Origin of the sequence: Variovorax sp. Varisp36 (genome assembly GCF_047304235.1) — a bacterium.
GTDB lineage: Bacteria > Pseudomonadota > Gammaproteobacteria > Burkholderiales > Burkholderiaceae_C > Variovorax.
Window position 1 is genome coordinate 39218 of sequence record NZ_JBGLYU010000005.1, and the last position, 15688, is coordinate 54905.

The window sequence follows — 15688 nt, forward strand, 5'->3', positions numbered from 1 at the left end:
CAGGGACTCCTCAGGCTGAAGCGGTCGCGTAGTAGCGCTTGACGTGCTCGCTCAGGGAATAGCCGCCGCCGTTTTCAGGCGCGGGTGGCAAGGGGGAGGGGGCGGCGACGGGCGTCTCGACCACCTTCGGAAGCGCCGTGACGGCCACTGCGGCGACGCCGGCCGTTGCGGCACCGAGGAAGAATCCCCGACGGGATGCCGGCTCGAGGCCGGTATTTTGGCTGTCCTGCATGCTGACCCCTGGAGTGGCTGGGCCCGACGAGAGAAGGGAAACCCGTCCGCCCTTACAAATACTAGACCAGCAGCAACCGGTGAGCAACCTGAATAGCCCTTGCGTTCCGTGGCCTCAGGCCAGCATGTCGAAGGCCTGTGCCTCGACGTCGCCGAACGCGCGCGTGAAGACGGCGAGCGCCGCGTAGAACCGGGCCTTCGGATGCTGCGAAACGGCCTCGCACAGCGCTGGCAGCCAGGGCTGGATGTGCTTCGAGAAGATGGCCTGCTGCTGCGTGAGGTTGGCGACCGCTACGTCTTCGCCGGCGATCAGGTAGCGCATGACCTCGAACAGGCAGGCGATGTGGTCCTCGGTCTCGCAGGTGGTCTCGGTGCGCGCCAGGCCCAGCCGGTCGAGGTCGTTGCGCAACTGCACGAGCGGCTTGTCGTTGAGAAAGCCGCTCAGGTAGTGCGAGCCGAAGAGGAAGACCTCGGGCTTGCCGATGCCGCCGAAGAGCGCGTCGTATTCGTCGTGCGCGGCGGCCGCGCTCGTGTCGCGCGCGATGCCGACCAGCTGGCGCCACGGTTCCTCGAGAAAGGCGCCCGCGGCCGGCGCCTCGGTGGGCGCCACCTGGAAGGCCTCCAGCAGCCCGGCATCGGGTGCGGCGTACCAGAGCCGCGCCAGCAGGCCGTAGAGCTCCGCCCGGGCCACCTCCTCGTCGAGTGCGGAAGAGGCGGGAAAGGTCTGGCTCATAGCGGGGCGATCTTCACTTCGTTGGTGGCACTGTAGAGGTCGATGACGCGGCAGTCGCTGCACATCTTGAGGCGCTCCAGCGCTTCGCCCTGGAACATCGCATGCCCGGCCAGCTTGCCGAGCATGGCCTCGATCGCCTTCTGGGTACCGAAGGGCTTGCTGCAGCGGATGCAGACCCAGGGCTTGGCCTCGTTCAGAAGCACCTGCTGCTTGCGCTCGGGCGCGGCCAGCAGGCGCGGCAAGAGCGAGACGGCGTCTTCGGGGCATGTGGTCTCGCACAAGCCGCATTGAACGCAGTTCTTTTCGATGAAGCGCAGTTGCGGTGCGCTCTGGCTGTCCAGCAGCGCGCCCGACGGGCAGGCGCCGACGCAGGCCAGGCACAGCGTGCACTTGTCCCTGTCGACCGCGATGGCGCCCAGGGGCGATCCTGCCGGCAACCCGAAAGCCAGCGGTGCGTCGAGCTGCGTCTGCAGGGCGGGCGCCGTGCCCATCAGATGGTCGAGCGCCATCTCGAGCCGGTCGCGCTTGTCGGCACCGACGGCGAAGCGGGCGGGGGCGACCGGCACGCGCTGCGTGGTCGTGCGCAAGCTGGCCAGCGCGGCATCCAGAACGGCGGGCGAGTCGGCTTCGATCACGCGAAAGTGCGTGCCGGTGTAGCCCAGGCCCAGCAACAGCGCCTGCGCGATGTCCATCTGCTGCCTGAGTGCCGCGAGGTACTGCGGCGCTTCCTCTCCGGTGCAAAGCACCGCCACCTGCGAGGCGCCGAAGGCGATCGCGCTCAGCCACAGGTCGATGCCGGTGCTGGCCGCATGAAAGAGGTCCACGGGGATCACCTGCGCCGGCACGCCCTGCGCCTTGCCGAGCTGCGCCTGTCGGCCGAGTTGCTCGAGCAGCGCCTGGCCGCCTTCCTGGCTGTGCAGCAGCAGCGCGGCGTCGCGGCCGCCCGCCGATGCATAGGTGGCGAGCAGCTTGCGCAGCTTGAGCCCCTGGTCGGGCGCGCGCGGGTAGGTGTAGCCCAGCGCGCCCGTCGGGCACACCGTGGTGCAGGCGCCGCAGCCCACGCACAGGTTCGGGTTGACCACGATGCGCTGGCGTTCCTTGTCGCTGCTCACGGCATGGGCCGAGCACACGTCGATGCAGGCATTGCAGCCGACCACCTCGTTGCGGCTGTGCGCGCAGAGCTTCTGCTTGTAGTCGAAGAACTTGGGCTTTTCGAATTCCCCGACCAGTTCGCGCACGCGCAGCAGCGTCTGCAGGCCATCGGCATGCGCGACGCCGCCGAACAGGTGGAAGTAGCCCTGCGGCGGCGCGTGCCAGTCGATGAGCGGCGCGGGGCCAAGGTCGAGCACGAGGTCGAACGCCGCATCGAGCGCCTGGGGCTTGCGGCTGAAATCGATGGCGCCCGCCGCGCTGCAGGCGCGCTCGCAATCGCGGTGCGAGGTGCAGCGCGCGTTGTCGATCTGATAGTCCAGCCCGATGGCCTGCTCGGGGCAGGCAACGACGCAGGCGTTGCAGCGGGTACACAGGTCGAGGTCGATCGCGTTGTCGCGCGTCCAGTGCAGCGTGAAGGCGCCGAGCCAGCCGGTGAGCGAATCGATGCGCCCGGCTATCACCGGCCAGCGGCGCGCCTGTGCGCCGCCGACTGCACCGGGACCCTGCGCGAGCAAGGTCACGTCGAGCGTGTCGCCGAGCAGTGCCGCGGCGCGCTCGGCTTCGTCGAGCGGACCGATGATCAGCAGGCGGCCCTGGCTGGTGTAGCTCACGGTCGGGACGGGCTCCGGCTCGGGCAGGCTGGCGGCGGCCAGCAGCGCGGCGATTTTCGGCATCGCGCTCTTGGCGTCGCGGCTCCAGCCGCCCGTCTCGCGGATGTTGATGAAGCGGACCGGCGAGGTCGCGTCGGGCGTCTGCGTGGCGAGTTCGCCGAACAGCCGTTTTTCCTGGGTGCAGGCGACCACGACCTCGTCGCCGGACTGGATGGCGCGCTGGAAGGAAGTCGCCTCGCGGCGGCACAGCGACGAATGCAGCGGAAGCGTTTCAGCCAGTGCCGCGCCGAGGGTCTTCGGCTCGAGCGGCATCGTCCGGTTGCAGTCGCAAATCAGCGTGGTGGTCATCGGTTTCTTGGCTGGCGGGCTGCATTTCGGCAACCGGCGGGCTGGGAAGCGTTTCACATTCCCTGGACTGTGCCACTTTCGCTGCCTCGGCGTCGTCGGGGGTTTCCGGGGGAGTGTCCTCGGGCGCCTCGTCGAAGAGCTCGAGGAACTTGGCGCTCGCCATCTGGCGCAGCACGCTCTCGGGCACGGGGGTGGATCGGGAATAGTCGTCGACGTAGGTGTCGAGGCCGTCCATCACGTTGAAATGCGGATCGGAAAAGAGCTTGCGCAAGGCCGCGTTCTTGACCTCGGGCGCGACCTCCCTGGCCAGGAAGGGCTTGTAGTCCGACTCGATGCCCAACTCGTCCACGTCGGCGAGCGTCAGTGGCGGCGGAGCTTCCTGTTCACCCGCCGGGGGCAGGGCGGCAGCCTCCGCGACGGGGGCGGGTGCCGCCGCTGGCGTCGGAACAGGTGCCGCTGCCGGCGGGGCCTTCTCTTCCACGGCGGTCTCGGCCGCCCGCACCTCCTGCTTGCGGCGCGACCACCGTCCGAGAAAACCCTCAGACATCGCCAGCGCCCCGCCCGCGCTTCTTCTCGGTCGTCACGCTCGCGGCGTTGCCGAAACGGTCGACCAGCGACCGGAAGCTCTCGGGCCGCCGGCGGCGCTTGGGTTCGATCACGTAGTGCTCGTCCACGAAGGCGCGCACCCAGTCGACCACCTCTGCAGGTGCCGGAACCTGTTCTACCGTTTCCTGCGCATCGAGCCAGCGCCCGGCCTCGTAGTAGCTCAGAGTCACCACGACCGGTCGGGGGATGGGCTCGGACGCGAGCGTTGCCTCCTCGTCCATGCGCCACAGCACGAACCAGCACGGCGTTGGCGTGATCGCGTTGAGGTGGTAGCCCTCGGCTTCGTCGCGGAACAGCTCGACCTTGAAGCCGGGATGCAGCCAGTGCTGCTCGCCGCCGTCATTGCGCAGGAGGCGCGGCTCGGTGCCGAAGCCGGGCTCGTCGGGCAGCACGCTGTCGAGCGTCCAGCGCCAGGGCTGCCAGTGGCTCGAGGGGCCGTGCAGGCGCTCGCGGCGCATGACCACCGCGACGTCGAGCGCCGGGCGGCCGTTGGCGGCAGGAGTGTCCGAGGAAGGCATCGAACGAACGATAGCCGATGGCATGAAAGCCTGCGAGAAGTATCCCCTTCGACGGGAGGCCCGCGGATCCGGCATGTGGCGGCAGTCCGGTGGCGTAGGATTCCTGCATGGCCCCACCTGAAGACGAAGCGCCGCTGGCCTTTGATGCGGTACAGCTCTCCACGCGTGCCGGCACGCCTCGCCTGAACCAGGCGCGCAGCCCGCTGTTGCGCCGGATCGAGATCGTCGACCAGCACGGAGAACGGCGCGACATCGATATTCCGGCGGAGCGGCCGTTGACCGTTTTCGTGGACAAGCGCGAGCTCGTCACGCTGATGACCTTGGGCGCCTCGCCGGAGTTGCTGGTGTTGGGCTATCTGCTGAATCAGGACCTGATCCAGCGCGCAAGCGACATCGAGAGCATCGATGTCGACTGGAGTGTGGATGCGGCCGCCGTGAAGTCGCATCGCGGCGTCGCCAGACTCGGGGAGAAGACCGCGCGCCGGGTCGTGACGACAGGTTGCGGACAAGGCACCGTTTTCGGCGATGCGATGGCCCAGCTCGACTCCGTCCGCCTGCCGCCGGCGCAATCGGCACGCATCGCCCAAGGCACGCTGCTGCGGGTTCTCGAACTGATGAGATCGCGCAACAGCGTGCATCGGCGCGCAGGGTCGGTGCACGGCTGTGCGTTGTTCCGCGGAACCGACATGCTGGTGTTCGTGGAAGACGTCGGAAGGCACAACGCCATCGACACCATCGCAGGGTGGATGGCGGTCCATGGCGTCGACGGTGGCGACAAGGTCTTCTACACGACAGGGCGTCTGACGAGCGAGATGGTGATGAAGTCGGCCCACATGGGTGTGCCGATCATCGTCTCGCGCAATGGCGTCACCGCGATGGGGCACGAGCTGGCAGGCAAGCTCGGCATGACGCTGTTCGGCCGAGCCGCCAATCGCCACTTTCTCTGCTACTGCGGGTTCGAGCGCTTCGATGCCGAGCCGCTGCCGCACGACCAGCCACAGGACAAGACTGCGCAGTAAGTCATTAGGCCTCCGCCCATCATTCCGATTGCGCGCTGAGCGCCCCTTTCCAGTGCGCGGCGTCGCCCCGGGCACCAGGCGTTATGCCAAATGTCCTGCACGCTGCGCGAAGCGAAACCCCGGCGAACAGGCAACTCTCCGACAAGACGAGGCGGTGCAGGCCGTACCTGCGCTGCCTTGGCTCGCTGCAGATTGGCACCAAGCCCTGCGGAAACCGACGTCGTTCCTTGACCATCGTTCCGCCGGCTTCAATCCGAGGGTTGCCGGTGCCGTTGAATCATTCACTCCAGAACGAGCAAGACGTCCATCTTTTCCGCGAGGGGACCCACTCCCGCCTGTATGACGTGCTGGGTTGCCATCCCTCCAAAGAGGGCGGCGCCCATTTCGCCGTGTGGGCGCCGAATGCAGAGTCGGTGTCGGTGGTGGGAGACTGGAACTACTGGTCCGGCGATGCCGATCCGCTGAGGCCCAGTGCCGATGGCACCGGCATATGGCAAGGCCGTGCTCCCAATGCCACCATCGGCCAGGCCTACAAATACCGCATTCGATCCCGCTACGGCGGCTACTCGGTGGACAAGGCCGACCCGGTCGCTTTCAGTGCCGAGCCGCCACCCGCGACCGCATCGCGCATCTGCGAGCTTTCGTACGAATGGGCGGACGCGCAGTGGATGTCCACGCGCGGCTCGCGCAATGCGCTCGACGCCCCGATGTCGGTCTATGAGGTGCATCTTGGCTCATGGCGCCGCCGCGACGGGCGGTTCCTGGACTACCGGGAGCTCGCGCGCCAGCTCGCCGCCTATGTGAACGAGATGGGCTTCACGCACGTGGAGCTCATGCCCGTGACCGAGCATCCGTTCTACGGGTCGTGGGGCTACCAGACCACCGGCTACTTCGCGCCCACGTCGCGCTTCGGCTCGCCGCAGGACTTCATGTACCTCGTCGATCACCTGCACCAGCAGGGCATCGGCGTGCTGCTCGACTGGGTGCCTTCGCACTTTCCGACGGACGAGCACGGCCTTGCGTATTTCGACGGTACGCACCTCTATGAACATGCCGATCCGCGCCAGGGTTTCCATCCGGAATGGAATTCAAGCATCTTCAACTACGGCCGGCCCGAGGTGCGCAGCTTCCTGGTGTCTTCCGGCCTGTTCTGGCTCGACCTGTACCACGTCGACGGCCTGCGCGTGGATGCCGTCGCCTCGATGCTTTATCTCGACTACGCGCGCGGGCATGGCGAATGGATTCCCAATCGCCACGGCGGCCGGGAGAACCTGGAGGCGATCGATTTCATCCAGACGCTGAACCGGGCGGTCTACCGCGAGCATCCCGACGCCATCACGGTGGCGGAGGAATCGACCGCGTGGCCGCGCGTATCGCGGCCCACCGACATGGACGGCCTCGGCTTCGGCGAGAAATGGAACATGGGCTGGATGCACGACGCGCTGGCGTACATGAAGGAAGAGCCGGTCCATCGCAAGTACCACCACCACAAGCTGACCTTCTCGCTGGTGTACGCCTTTCACGAGAACTTCGTGCTGCCGCTCTCGCATGACGAGGTGGTGCATGGCAAGGGGTCGCTGCTCAACAAGATGCCGGGCGACGAATGGCAGCAGTTCGCCAACCTGCGCGCGCTGTTCGGTTTCATGTGGGCGCATCCGGGCAAGAAGTTGCTCTTCATGGGCGGTGAATTCGGCCAGCGCCGTGAATGGACGCACGACGGCGAGCTCGAGTGGTGGGTGTGCGAGCTCGAGGGGCACGGCGGGCTGCAGCGCCTGGTGGCCCGGCTCAACCACGTCTACCGCGGCGCGCCCGCGCTCCATCAGCTGGATTTTTCGTCGCCGGGATTCGAATGGATTGCTGCCGACGATGCCGACGCCAGCGTGTTCGCGTTCCTGCGCAAGGCGAGCGACGGCAGTCCGCCGCTGCTCGTCGTGAGCAACATGACCCCGGTACCGCGCACCAACTACCTGCTGGGCGTGCCGCTCGGCGGCCACTGGCGCGAGCTCATCAACACCGACGCCACCGAATTCGGCGGCTCCGGCTGGGGCAATTTCGGGGGCGTCGAAGCGGCCCCCGTGCGTTCGCACGGCCGAAGGCAATCGGTGTGCCTGACGCTGCCGCCGTTGTCCACGCTGATCCTGGAGCACAGCGCCTCATGAAGAACATCTTTGCGACGCGTCCCGTACCCGCGGCGGCAGACATCGAGAAGGGCGCCGTGCGCGCCGTGATCGATGCCGTCCTGCCATGCGTGGACAACGGGCGGTTTCCCGTCAAGTGCGTCGTCGGCGAGCGGGTCCGGGTTCGCGCCCATTGCTTCACCGACGGGCACGACGTGCTGCGGGTGCAGCTGTGCTGGCGCGCGCACGAGCAGGCCGACTTCCGCGAAGTACCGATGAAGCCGCTCGGCAACGACGTGTGGGAGGCCGCGTTCTCGCCGCCGTCCCTCGGTCGCTACGTCTACACCTGCGTTGCGTGGGTGGATTCCTTCGACTCGTGGCACCACGAACTCACGCGGCGCGTCGATCCCGCGGACGTGCGCATCGCGGCCCAGATCGGTGCGCTCGAAATCGCCGCCGCCGCCGCGCGGGCGGAGGGTACCGACCGCGTCGAGCTGCAGCGCTGGGCGACCGAGCTCGACGCCATGGCGGCCGATCCCGGCTGCGACATCGGTTCGCTCAAGGCCTTGGCGCTCGACGAGGAATATGCCGCGCTCGTGCGCCGCCATCCCGACAGGCGGCATGAGGCGCGCTACCCCATCGAGCTGCCGCTGGCCGTCGACAGGGAGCGCGCGCGCTTCAGCACCTGGTATGAGTTGTTCCCGCGCTCCACCAGTCCCCAGCCGGGCGTGCACGGCACCTTCAAGGATGTCGAAGCACGCCTGCCGGCCATCGCGGCGATGGGATTCGACGTGCTGTACTTCCCGCCGATCCACCCGATCGGCCGCGTGCAGCGCAAGGGTCCCAACAACGCGCTCGCCAGCGGCCCCGAAGACGTGGGAAGCCCATGGGCCATCGGGGCGGCAGAAGGCGGGCACAAGTCGATCCTTCCGGCGCTCGGCACGCCCGAAGACTTCCGGCGGCTGCTTGCACGCGCCGCGGAACACGGCCTCGAGATCGCGCTCGACATCGCCTTCCAGTGCGCACCCGACCATCCCTACGTGAAGGAGCATCCCGACTGGTTCCGCTGGCGCCCGGACGGCAGCGTGCAATACGCCGAGAACCCGCCCAAGAAATATCAGGACATCTATCCGTTCAACTTCGAGTGCAAGGAATGGCGCGAGCTGTGGGCCGAGCTCAAGAGCGTGATCGACCACTGGATCGGGGAGGGCGTGCGCATCTTCCGGGTGGACAACCCGCACACCAAGGCTTTCCCGTTCTGGGAGTGGGCCATCGGCGAGGTGAAGCGCGAGCACCCGGACACCATCTTCCTTGCCGAGGCCTTCACGCGGCCCAAGGTGATGCACCGGCTCGCGAAGCTGGGCTTCTCGCAGTCGTACACCTACTTCACCTGGCGCAACACCAAGCAGGAGCTGCTGGAGTACTTCACCGAGCTTTCGAGCGCCCCCGGCATCGACTACTTCCGCCCGAATGCCTGGCCCAACACGCCCGACATCCTGCACGAGCAGCTGCAGACCGGCGAGCCCGCGGTGTTCATGGCCAGGCTCGTGCTGGCGGCCACCCTGGCGGCCAACTACGGCATCTACGGGCCGGCCTACGAGTTGCGCGAGCACCTGCCGCGCGGACCCGGCAGCGAGGAATACCTCGACTCCGAGAAGTACCAGCTGCGCCACTGGAACCACGATGATCCCGCGAGCCTCGCCCCCTTCATCGCGCGGGTGAACCGCATCCGCCGAGAGAACCCGGCGCTGCAGCGGGACCGGAGCCTGCGCTTCCTGCACATCGACAACGACCGGCTGCTGGCCTATGCCAAGGAATCGCCGGACGGCCTCAACGTGATCGTCACCGTCGTCAACCTCGATCCGCACGAGCCGCAGTCGGGCTGGCTCGGGCTGGAACCCGGCAGCGTCGGCGTTCCTTCCTCGCGGGCCTTCCAGATGCACGACCTGCTGAGCGGCCAGCGCTTCACCTGGCAGGGCGACTGGCACTACGTGCGGCTCGATCCGCGCAGCGTGCCCGCACACATCTTCGTGGTCCGCCGGCGCCATGGCGACGAGCGCGACTTCGATTATTTCCTGTGAGGAGGTCGCCGGCCCATGAATGCACCCGTCTCGCACATCGCGCTCGAAACCGTCGAGATCGACAACAGCGACGATCCGCTGTGGTACCGCGACGCCGTGATCTACCAGCTCAACGTCAAGGCCTTCTTCGACTCCAACAACGACGGCATGGGCGACTTCAAGGGCGTGACCGCCAAGCTCGACTACGTGAAGGAGCTGGGCGTCAACACCATCTGGCTGATGCCCTTCTACCCCTCGCCGCTGCGCGACGACGGCTACGACATCTCCGAGTACGAGGACGTGCACCCGCAGTACGGCACGCTCGACGACTTCCGCGAGATGCTGGCCGAGGCGCACAAGCGGGGCCTGCGCGTGATCACCGAGCTGGTCATCAACCACACCTCGAGCGAACACCCGTGGTTCAAGGCCGCGCGGCTCGCACCGCCCGGCTCGCCCGAGCGCAACTTCTACGTGTGGAGCGACACCGACCAGATCTACCAGGGCACGCGGATCATCTTCACCGACACCGAGACGTCGAACTGGACCTGGGACCCGGTGGCCAAGCAGTACTTCTGGCACCGCTTCTTCAGCCACCAGCCCGACCTGAACTTCGACAACCCGGCGGTGATGGAAGCCATCTTCAAGACCATGCGCTTCTGGCTCGACATGGGCGTGGACGGCTTCCGGCTCGACGCCATTCCCTACCTCGTGGAGCGCGACGGCACCAGCAACGAGAACCTGCCCGAGACCCATGCGGTGATCAAGCGGCTGCGCGCGGCCATCGATGCGCAGTACCGCAACCGCTTCCTGCTGGCCGAGGCCAACATGTGGCCCGAGGACGTGCGCGAGTACTTCGGCGACGGCGACGAGTGCCACATGGCCTACCACTTCCCGCTGATGCCGCGCATGTACATGGCCATCGCACAGGAAGACCGGCACCCGATCGTCGAGATCATGGCGCAGACGCCCGACATCCCCGAGGGCTGCCAGTGGGCCATCTTCCTGCGCAACCACGACGAGCTGACGCTCGAGATGGTGACCAGCAAGGAGCGCGACTACATGTACACCATGTATGCCGCCGACATGCGCGCGCGCATCAACCTGGGCATCCGCCGCCGGCTCGCGCCGCTCATGGAGAACGACCCCGATCGCGTGAAGCTCATGAACGGCATGCTGCTGTCCATGCCGGGCTCGCCCATCATCTACTACGGCGACGAAATCGGCATGGGCGACAACGTGTTCGTGGGCGACCGCAATGGCGTGCGCACCCCGATGCAATGGAGCCCCGACCGCAACGCGGGCTTCTCGCGCGCCGACCCGCAGCGCCTCTACCTGCAGCCGATCATGGACGCGATGTTCGGCTACGAGGCGCTCAACGTCGAGGCCCAGGCGCGCGACAGCAGCTCGCTGCTCAACTGGACCCGGCGCATGCTCGCTGTGCGCAAGACCAGCCACGCCTTCGGGCGCGGCAGGCGCCGCTTCCTGAAGCCCGGCAACCGCAAGATCCTGGCCTACCTGAGCGAGTACGACAGCGACGTGGTGCTGACGGTGTTCAACCTGTCGCGCGCGGCCCAGCCGGTGGAGCTGGACCTGTCGGAGTTCAAGGGTTTCGTGCCCATCGAGATGCTGGGGCGCGCACCGTTCCCGCCCATCGGCGAGCTGCCGTACCTGCTCACACTGGCTTCGTACGGCTTCTACTGGTTCAAGCTCGCCGCCGAGGCCGATGCGCCGAGCTGGCACCAGGAAGGCGTGGCTCTGCAGGAGTGGCCCACGCTGGTGCTGTTCGACGGCTGGACCAGCTTCTTCCGCGACCGCGTGATGCCCTGGCGCATCAACATGGCCGAACGCATGCGCAACCAGTTCGAGCTGGAGATCCTGCCGCGCCACATCGAGATCCAGCGCTGGTACGCCTCCAAGGGCACGGCCATCGGGCGCGCGCGGCTGGTGGACCATGCCGTGTGGGAGGTCGGCGGCCTGAGCTGGATGCTGCCGCTGCTGGACCTCGACGGCCCGCCCGGCGGGGCCGCCTACTTCATGCCGCTCGCGCTGGCGTGGGAAGAGCGCGACGAGGAGCGCATGGCCGGCGTGGCGCAGGCCGCGATCGCGAAGGTGCGGCAGCAGGCGCAGGTCGGGCTGATGGGCGACGCCTTCTACGACGAGGCCTTCTGCCGCGAGCTGGTGCGTGCCATCGGCAAGGGGACCGAGCTTGCGACGGCGAACGGCAGGCTGGTCTTCAAGCCGACGGCGGCCTTCGCGCAAGTCGGCGCCGACATCGACGCGCTGCCCGTGGGCCGCCCGAGCGGCGTGAGCAGCAACACGGTGGTCACGCTGGACGAGACCCTGTTCCTCAAGGGCTATCGGCACGTGCGCGAAGGCATCAACCCCGAGCTGGAGATGGGCCGCTTCCTGACCGAGGTGGCGCGCTACCCGCACTGCGTGCCGGTGCTCGGCGCGCTCGAGTACATGGCGAACGACGGCCGCACGATCACGCTCGCCATGGTGCAGAGCTACGTGTCCAACCAGGGCGACGGCTGGGACTACACGCTCGGCTACCTCGAGCGCTTCCTGCGCGACGTGGCCACCACCGACGGCGGCGCGCCCGCCGTGTCCGAGGTGCACGGCGGCTTCCTCGCGCTGATGGCCACGCTGGGCCGCCGCACGGCCGAGCTGCACCAGGCGCTCGCCGTGCGCACGGGCGCCGCCGCATTCGACCCCGAGCCGCTGGCGTCTGCCGACTTCGCCGGGTTCAGGGCCCATGCCGCGAGCGACGCTGAGGCAACGCTCGCGCTGCTGCGCGAACGGCTCGACCTGCTGCCGCCCACGGTGCAGGCCGACGCACGCACGCTGCTCGCGGCGGCCGGCACGCTGCAGGCCGGCATCGAGGCGAGACGGCCGGTGGAAGGCACCGGCATCAAGAGCCGCTACCACGGCGATTACCACCTCGGCCAGGTGCTGGTGAAGGACAACGATTTCGTCATCATCGATTTCGAGGGCGAGCCCGCGCGCAGCTTCGAGGAGCGACGCACCAAGAGCTCGCCGCTGCGCGACGTGGCCGGCATGCTGCGCTCGTTCAACTACGCGCGCTGGTCGGCGCTGCGCCGGGTGGCGCAGAACCCCGACGAGGCCGAGCGGCTGGCCGCCCCGGCCGTCGCGTGGGAGCAGGCGACGCGCGAAGCTTTCCTGGCGGGCTACGGCGGGGCGCTCGACGGCGAACTGCTCGCGCTGTTCGAACTCGAGAAAGCCCTTTACGAGTTGCGCTACGAACTCGACAACCGTGTCGATTGGGCGCAGGTGCCGCTGCAAGGCGTGCTCGCGCTCATCCAACCGTCCCGCGCCTGACGTTGTCGACGCAACCCCAAGGGAGCTCACACCATGGAAAACTTCGGCATTCACCTGGAGCCGCTGCGCGCCATCCTCTACCAGGTCGGCGCCTTCGTGCCGCGCCTGCTGATCGCGGTGGTCGTGGTCATCGCCGGCTGGCTGGTCGCCAAGGCGGTGCGCTTCGCGGTGACCAGGGCGCTGCGCGCCGTCAACTTCAACGTGCTGACCGAGCGCGCGGGGCTCGACAACTTCCTGCGCCAGGGCGGGCTCGCGGGGGACACCAGCAGCCTGTTCGGCATCCTCGCGTACTGGCTGGTGATCTTCGCCTCGCTGCTCATCGCCTTCAACGGCATGGGGCTGAGCTACATCGCCGACCTGCTCGGGCGCATCGTCTGGTTCGTGCCGAACGTGTTCGTGGCGCTGCTGGTGCTGGCTTTCGGCTCCTATTTCGCGCGCTTCGTGGGCGACGCGGTGTCGAGCTACTTCCGCGGCATCCAGATGCAGGACGCGGCCCTCTTCGGCAAGGTGGCGCAGTACGCGGTGATGGCTTTCGTGATCCTGATCGCGCTCGACCAGATCAAGGTCGGCGGCGACATCGTGCGCGAGAGCTTCCTCGTGATCCTCGCCGGCGTGGTCTTCGCGCTCGCCCTGGCCTTCGGACTGGCAGGCAAGGACTGGGCGAAGGCGCAGATCGAACACTGGTGGCCGAGGCAGATCAGGGGCGGCAAGCCGCCGCCGAACGTGACCACTGTCGACAGTTCCACCCCGCGTCCCGGCAACGATCGCCTGCCGCACTGAATGACACGAAAACCCAATCCGTCGATCACGGCCGTCTGGCCCGGCCGACCGTATCCGCGCGGCGCCACCTGGGACGGAGGGGGCGTCAATTTCGCCCTGTTCTCGCAGCATTCGAGCGGCGTCGAGCTGTGCCTGTTCGACGAGCGCGGACGCCACGAGCTGCAGCGCATCGCGATGCGCGAACGCACCGACGGCGTATGGCATTGCTACCTGCCCGAGGCGCGCCCCGGCCAAGCCTACGGCTACCGCGTGCACGGCCCCTACAAGCCGGAGGAGGGGCACCGCTTCAACGCCAACAAGCTGCTGGTCGACCCGTATGCGAAGGACCTGGCGGGCGAGCTGCGCTGGGGCGACGCGCTCTACGGCTACACCGTGGGCAGCAAGCGCGAGGACCTTTCCTTCGATCGCCGCGACAGCGCGCCGCTGATGCCCAAGGGCCGCGTGCTCGAGACCGCCTTCACCTGGGGAGACGACCGCCGCCCCCTCGTGCCGTGGCAGGACATGGTGATCTACGAGATGCACGTGCGCGGCTTCACCATGACGCACCCCGACGTGCCGCCCGCGCTGCGCGGTACCTACGCCGGCCTGGGCTGCGCGCCGGTGGTCGACTACCTCAAGCGCCTGGGCGTGACCACGGTGGAGCTGCTGCCGGTGCACAGTTTCCTCAACGACCGGCACCTTGCCGAGCGCGGCCTGCAGAACTACTGGGGCTACAACACGCTGGCCTTCTTCGCGCCCGAGACGCGCTACAGCGCCTCGGGCAAGGTGAAGGAGTTCAAGACCATGGTGAAGACGCTGCATTCGGCAGGCATCGAGGTGATCCTCGACGTGGTCTACAACCACACCTGCGAGGGCAACCAGCTCGGACCCACCCTGTCGATGCGCGGCGTGGACAACGCCTCCTACTACATCGCCAACGCCGACAACCGCCGCTACTACGACGACTTCACCGGCTGCGGCAACACCGTGAACCTGGAGCACCCGCACGCGCTGCAGCTGGTGATGGACTCGCTGCGCTACTGGGCCGAGGAGATGCACGTCGACGGCTTCCGCTTCGACCTGGCCTCGGCGCTGGCGCGCGAGTCGGGCAAGGTCGAGAACCTCGGCGGCTTCTTCGACGCGATCCGCCAGGACCCGACGCTCAACCGCGTGAAGCTCATCGCCGAGCCCTGGGACCTGGGCCACGGCGGCTACCAGGTGGGCAACTTCCCGCTCGGCTGGGCCGAATGGAACGACCAGTACCGCGACGGCATGCGCGGATTCTGGAAGGGCGATGGCGGCCTGCTCGGCGAGATGGCCAGGCGCGTCACCGGCTCCGAGGACCTGTACGGCTGGTCCGGCAAGAAGCCCACCGCCAGCATCAACTTCGTGACCGCGCACGACGGCTTCACGCTGCACGACCTCGTCTCGTACAACGATAAGCACAATGAGCCCAACGGCGAGGACAACCGCGACGGAAACAACCACAACGTCTCGTGGAACTGCGGCGCCGAGGGCCCCACCGACGACCCCGAAGTGCTCGCGCTGCGCGAGCGGCAGAAGCGCAACCTGCTGGCCACGCTGCTGCTCTCGCAGGGTGTGCCGATGCTGCTGGCGGGCGACGAGCGCGGCCACACGCAGCAGGGCAACAACAATGTCTATTGCCAGGACAACGAGATCGGCTGGCTCGACTGGATGCCCTCGCCGGAGAGTTCGGCGCTCACGAGCTTCGTCGAACGCATGATCTCGCTGCGCCGAGCGCATCCATCGTTCCGGCGCCGTTCGTTCTTCGCGGGCCGGCCGGCGGAAGGCGAGAGCGTGACCGACGTGCACTGGCTCAAGCCCGACGGCACGGAGATGCGGCCCGAGAACTGGAACGACGCGAACGCGCGCTGCATCGCGATGTACATCCCCGGCGGCGGCATCGTCGACCGCGGGCCGCGCGGCGAGGCGCAGCACGACGACGATTTCCTGGTGCTGTTCAACGCCCACCACGACGAGATTCCCTTCACGCTGCCGGCGACCCCGCATGGGGCCTGGCGGCTGCTGGTCGACACCGCCGGCAGCGCGCCGCCGCTCGCCACCGTCGACGCCGCCACGCCGGCCCCGGCGTGGACGCAGCCGGCCTACCCCCTGCAATGCCGCTCGCTCGCGGTGTTGAACCGGCCCGGCATGAGGCCATGAACCCCGGAGGC

At 67.8% G+C, this 15688-nt stretch carries 11 protein-coding genes; 6 read left to right on the forward strand and 5 right to left on the reverse strand.

All coding sequences use genetic code 11. From position 1 onward, the window contains the following. Positions 1-10 precede the first annotated feature (10 nt). From ACCD11_RS04770 to ACCD11_RS04790, 5 genes are all read right to left on the reverse strand, one after another. Positions 11-232, reverse strand: a complete 222-nt coding sequence (locus tag ACCD11_RS04770) for a hypothetical protein (protein WP_056521105.1) — start codon at positions 230-232, stop codon at positions 11-13. A gap of 114 nt (positions 233-346) precedes the next feature. Next, a complete protein-coding gene (locus ACCD11_RS04775; RefSeq protein ID WP_413312648.1) occupies positions 347-964 on the reverse strand; it encodes a molecular chaperone in 618 nt (205 codons plus the stop codon). Further along, complete coding sequence (locus ACCD11_RS04780) at positions 961-3039, reverse strand: 4Fe-4S binding protein (RefSeq protein ID WP_413312798.1); 2079 nt, start codon at positions 3037-3039, stop codon at positions 961-963. The genes ACCD11_RS04775 and ACCD11_RS04780 overlap by 4 nt, the downstream gene beginning before the upstream one ends. Further along, positions 2999-3622, reverse strand: coding sequence for a DUF3306 domain-containing protein (locus tag ACCD11_RS04785; RefSeq protein WP_413312649.1), 624 nt, complete (start codon positions 3620-3622; stop codon positions 2999-3001). Before ACCD11_RS04785 ends, ACCD11_RS04780 begins: the two co-directional genes overlap by 41 nt. Next, positions 3615-4199: a DUF3305 domain-containing protein gene (locus ACCD11_RS04790; protein ID WP_056599854.1), complete on the reverse strand. Its 585-nt coding sequence runs from the start codon at positions 4197-4199 to the stop codon at positions 3615-3617. The genes ACCD11_RS04785 and ACCD11_RS04790 overlap by 8 nt, the downstream gene beginning before the upstream one ends. 107 nt (positions 4200-4306) lie before the next feature. On the opposite strand from ACCD11_RS04790, the gene ACCD11_RS04795 reads away from it, so the two are divergent. The 6 genes from ACCD11_RS04795 (at position 4307) to glgX (ending at position 15677) form a co-directional block, all read left to right on the forward strand. Next, entirely contained in the window at positions 4307-5218 is a 912-nt protein-coding gene (locus tag ACCD11_RS04795; protein WP_413312651.1) for a formate dehydrogenase accessory sulfurtransferase FdhD, read from the forward strand. A 266-nt stretch (positions 5219-5484) separates the two neighbouring features. Then, on the forward strand, positions 5485-7377 hold the full coding sequence (glgB, locus tag ACCD11_RS04800; RefSeq protein WP_413312799.1) for a 1,4-alpha-glucan branching protein GlgB: 1893 nt from the start codon (positions 5485-5487) through the stop codon (positions 7375-7377). Next, on the forward strand, positions 7374-9416 hold the full coding sequence (locus ACCD11_RS04805) for an alpha-1,4-glucan--maltose-1-phosphate maltosyltransferase (RefSeq protein WP_413312652.1): 2043 nt from the start codon (positions 7374-7376) through the stop codon (positions 9414-9416). The genes glgB and ACCD11_RS04805 overlap by 4 nt, the downstream gene beginning before the upstream one ends. 15 nt (positions 9417-9431) lie before the next feature. Further along, complete coding sequence (gene treS / locus ACCD11_RS04810; protein ID WP_413312654.1) at positions 9432-12734, forward strand: maltose alpha-D-glucosyltransferase; 3303 nt, start codon at positions 9432-9434, stop codon at positions 12732-12734. Positions 12735-12767: 33 nt separating this feature from the next. Continuing rightward, entirely contained in the window at positions 12768-13514 is a 747-nt protein-coding gene (locus ACCD11_RS04815; protein ID WP_413312656.1) for a mechanosensitive ion channel family protein, read from the forward strand. Further along, positions 13515-15677, forward strand: coding sequence for a glycogen debranching protein GlgX (gene glgX / locus ACCD11_RS04820; protein WP_413312657.1), 2163 nt, complete (start codon positions 13515-13517; stop codon positions 15675-15677). Positions 15678-15688: the final 11 nt, after the last annotated feature.

What these genes read in the sequence shown, in the direction of transcription:
- ACCD11_RS04770 (WP_056521105.1), bottom strand. Translation starts at nt 232, where the DNA reads ATGCAGGACAGCCAAAATACCGGCCTCGAGCCGGCATCCCGTCGGGGA.
- ACCD11_RS04775 (WP_413312648.1), bottom strand. Translation starts at nt 964, where the DNA reads ATGAGCCAGACCTTTCCCGCCTCTTCCGCACTCGACGAGGAGGTGGCC.
- ACCD11_RS04780 (WP_413312798.1), bottom strand. Translation starts at nt 3,039, where the DNA reads ATGCCGCTCGAGCCGAAGACCCTCGGCGCGGCACTGGCTGAAACGCTT.
- ACCD11_RS04785 (WP_413312649.1), bottom strand. Translation starts at nt 3,622, where the DNA reads ATGTCTGAGGGTTTTCTCGGACGGTGGTCGCGCCGCAAGCAGGAGGTG.
- ACCD11_RS04790 (WP_056599854.1), bottom strand. Translation starts at nt 4,199, where the DNA reads ATGCCTTCCTCGGACACTCCTGCCGCCAACGGCCGCCCGGCGCTCGAC.
- ACCD11_RS04795 (WP_413312651.1), top strand. Translation starts at nt 4,307, where the DNA reads ATGGCCCCACCTGAAGACGAAGCGCCGCTGGCCTTTGATGCGGTACAG.
- ACCD11_RS04805 (WP_413312652.1), top strand. Translation starts at nt 7,374, where the DNA reads ATGAAGAACATCTTTGCGACGCGTCCCGTACCCGCGGCGGCAGACATC.
- treS (WP_413312654.1), top strand. Translation starts at nt 9,432, where the DNA reads ATGAATGCACCCGTCTCGCACATCGCGCTCGAAACCGTCGAGATCGAC.
- ACCD11_RS04815 (WP_413312656.1), top strand. Translation starts at nt 12,768, where the DNA reads ATGGAAAACTTCGGCATTCACCTGGAGCCGCTGCGCGCCATCCTCTAC.
- glgX (WP_413312657.1), top strand. Translation starts at nt 13,515, where the DNA reads ATGACACGAAAACCCAATCCGTCGATCACGGCCGTCTGGCCCGGCCGA.